Raw genomic sequence first — 2,737 nt, forward strand, 5'->3', positions numbered from 1 at the left:
GCAGTTCAAATTCCTTTTTCGTCAATAGTAGTTTGCGGCCGGCAACTTCCACCTCATGGCGATCCAGATACAGAGTCATATCCTGGAGATGGAGGAAGTTTTCTGACGATTTGTCTGTGTTTCGGTCGCGGAGCAGGACGCGGATGCGGGCTAGTAGTTCTTTACTGTTGAAAGGCTTGGTCAGATAATCATTACCACCCATGTCGAGGCCGGCGACTTTGGTTTCCACATCGTCTTTGGCTGACAGGAACATGATGGGGACATTGGAGATTTCCCGCGTACGCTGACACAGTGTCAGACCGTCTACATCGGGCAGCATGATATCTAGCAGGATGAGGTCGAAATGGTTCTGGCCGATGCGTTCCATGGCCTTGGTGCCATTATATTCGATATCACACTCATATCCTTCATGCTCCAGCTCCATCTGGATGAAGCGGGCGATTTGTTTTTCATCTTCAACGATTAATATATGAGATCTTCCGCTCATTCTATCAGCTCCTTTCAGGCGAACATCTCTGCTTTCTATATTATACATTACATATGCCGCTTTTTGTACTATAATTTGACATTAACTCATATATAGAATGTTTACAATTAGAATGGGAAATAAAAAAGTAAAATTTAATCTAATTTTAATCTTATTTTCATTTACTTTTAAAAAATACTTGGTATTATATACATGTAGAAAGAATCTACGACTTGTTGAAGATATAAGTTGTTCATATACCCCTCGAACACCCCTATCTTATATCTTTGACCATAAAGTATCGTCTTCCCCCGATGATGCTTTACCAGAAGAGAACCGGCTCCCCTCGCCGGTTCTTTTTCTACATATGAGCGAAATAAGCAGAAAAAATTTTTAAATGCCTGCCAGGCTTAATCTGTCCGAAATGGCAGGAAACTGCACTGTTACGGTCTTGATTGACATTTTAAATCATTCGTGTAATAATGGACGAGATGAAGGGAGTTACTCCCTGCTCATAATTTTCTGGAGGTGAAAAACATGCATGTAATTTCTGATGAATGCGTAAAATGCGGTTCCTGCGCAGGCGCTTGCCCGACCGGTGCTATCGAAGAAGGCGAAACGAAGTACGTTGTTACTGACGCCTGCATCGACTGCGGTTCTTGCGAATCCGTATGTCCGACCGGTGCTATCTCCGCTGAATAAGCCGATAGCTCGTTTAAAAGACCGCCGCGCCCATGTGCGGCGGTCTTTTTCTGTACGGGGGAGGAGCGAAGCCGGAAAGCCGCTTCTTGCTAGCGGGACATTTCTATGATAGGATAATGTCGGTCAGATTTTATATATTGCCTGCAGTTTTGCGGCAGGAGGGTGTTTGTGTACGTTTTTGCTATTGCACTGCTGGTAACCCTGTTAGATCAGGGCAGCAAAGTATGGATCCGCCAGTGCATGGAACTTCACGAATCGATTCCGGTTCTGCCGGGATTTTTTCATATTACGTATATATTGAATAAAGGGGCAGCTTTTGGCATTTTAGAAAATCAGCGCTGGGTTTTTCTCGCTATTGCCCTGTTGTTATTTGTGCTGTATGGCCTGTTCCGGAAAAAACTGCCTCAAAACGGCTGGGTGTATACAGGCGCCGGCCTGCTGTTGGGCGGTGCCCTGGGAAATGCCCTGGACCGGTTTTTACGGGGGGCAGTCACTGATTTCTTTGATTTCCGTATCTGGCCTGTCTTTAATGTGGCAGATATAGGTATCGTTGCCGGAGTGGCTTTGTTATTGTGGTATTGCTGGACTCATCATTCAGATTGACGGAGGAACTCATGGAAACACGGTTGTTGGAAGCATCGGCTGCTGATGCGGGTAAGCGGTTTGATGCCTATTTGTCGAAAGAACTTTCTCTTTCCCGCAGCTTTTCCCGCCAGCTCATTGAAGACGGAGACGGGACCGTCAATGGTCGGCCGGTCAAACCGAATTACCGCCTCTGTCCCGGTGACGCCATAGCCATGCGGCTAGTCGTTCAGGAAGAACTGAAAGCAGAGCCGCAGGATATTCCCCTCGATATTCTTTACGAAGATTCCCATATCATCGTCGTCAATAAAGCCCGGGGCATGGTTGTGCATCCGGCAGCGGGCAATCCGGATGGGACGCTGGTCAATGCGCTCCTGTTCCATTGCAAAGGGGAATTATCCGGTATTAACGGCGTCATCCGGCCGGGTATCGTACACCGGCTGGATAAGGACACGTCTGGTGTCATGGTAGCGGCCAAGACGGATGAAGCACATCGTGGACTGGCAGAGCAAATCAAAGCTCATACGGCACACCGGACATACTGGGCACTCGTACATGGCAATATCGTAGAAGAACGGGGGACTATCGATGCGCCTATCGGACGCCATCCCAAAGACCGGATTAAGATGGCCGTAATCGTTAAAGGCGGCCGGGAAGCGGTGACCCATTTCCGGGTATTGAAACGGTTTGGAGATTATACATGGGTAGAATGCAAATTGGAAACGGGGCGGACTCATCAGATCCGTGTCCACATGGCATATATCCATCATCCCGTAGTCAATGACCCGTTGTATGGATTTAAAAAAGACCATTTTCCCATTGAAGGGCAGGCACTGCATTCTCATTGTCTGGATCTGGTTCATCCGGTTACGGGAGAGACTATGCATTTTGAAGCACCGGCACCGGCTGATTTTATGGCCTGCCTGCAGCAGGCGGAACGTCGTTAAAGTGAGGGAATATCCATGTGGAAGGTAAAGACGATTTTAA

At 47.5% G+C, this 2,737-nt stretch carries 4 protein-coding genes; 3 read left to right on the forward strand and 1 reads right to left on the reverse strand.

The features are described from left to right. Positions 1-487: response regulator transcription factor (locus DBO31_RS02280; RefSeq protein ID WP_150824338.1), on the reverse strand; the 487-nt coding region annotated here is incomplete at its 3' end. Positions 488-1,003: 516 nt separating this feature from the next. On the opposite strand from DBO31_RS02280, the gene DBO31_RS02285 reads away from it, so the two are divergent. The 3 genes from DBO31_RS02285 (at position 1,004) to DBO31_RS02295 (ending at position 2,697) form a co-directional block, all read left to right on the forward strand. Then, positions 1,004-1,168, forward strand: a complete 165-nt coding sequence (locus tag DBO31_RS02285) for a DUF362 domain-containing protein (RefSeq protein WP_059075522.1) — start codon at positions 1,004-1,006, stop codon at positions 1,166-1,168. Positions 1,169-1,336: 168 nt separating this feature from the next. Continuing rightward, the gene (gene lspA / locus DBO31_RS02290; protein ID WP_075581475.1) at positions 1,337-1,771 is read left to right on the forward strand and encodes a signal peptidase II; all 435 of its coding nucleotides are present in this window, start codon (positions 1,337-1,339) and stop codon (positions 1,769-1,771) included. 11 nt (positions 1,772-1,782) lie between these two features. Next, positions 1,783-2,697 carry an RluA family pseudouridine synthase gene (locus DBO31_RS02295; protein ID WP_150824339.1) on the forward strand — a complete coding sequence of 305 codons (915 nt, stop codon included), beginning with the start codon at positions 1,783-1,785 and terminating at the stop codon, positions 2,695-2,697. Positions 2,698-2,737: the final 40 nt, after the last annotated feature.

Origin of the sequence: Megasphaera sp. DJF_B143, from assembly GCF_900320625.1 — a bacterium.
GTDB lineage: Bacteria > Bacillota > Negativicutes > Veillonellales > Megasphaeraceae > Megasphaera > Megasphaera hexanoica.

What these genes read in the sequence shown, in the direction of transcription:
- DBO31_RS02285 (WP_059075522.1), top strand. Translation starts at nt 1,004, where the DNA reads ATGCATGTAATTTCTGATGAATGCGTAAAATGCGGTTCCTGCGCAGGC.
- DBO31_RS02295 (WP_150824339.1), top strand. Translation starts at nt 1,783, where the DNA reads ATGGAAACACGGTTGTTGGAAGCATCGGCTGCTGATGCGGGTAAGCGG.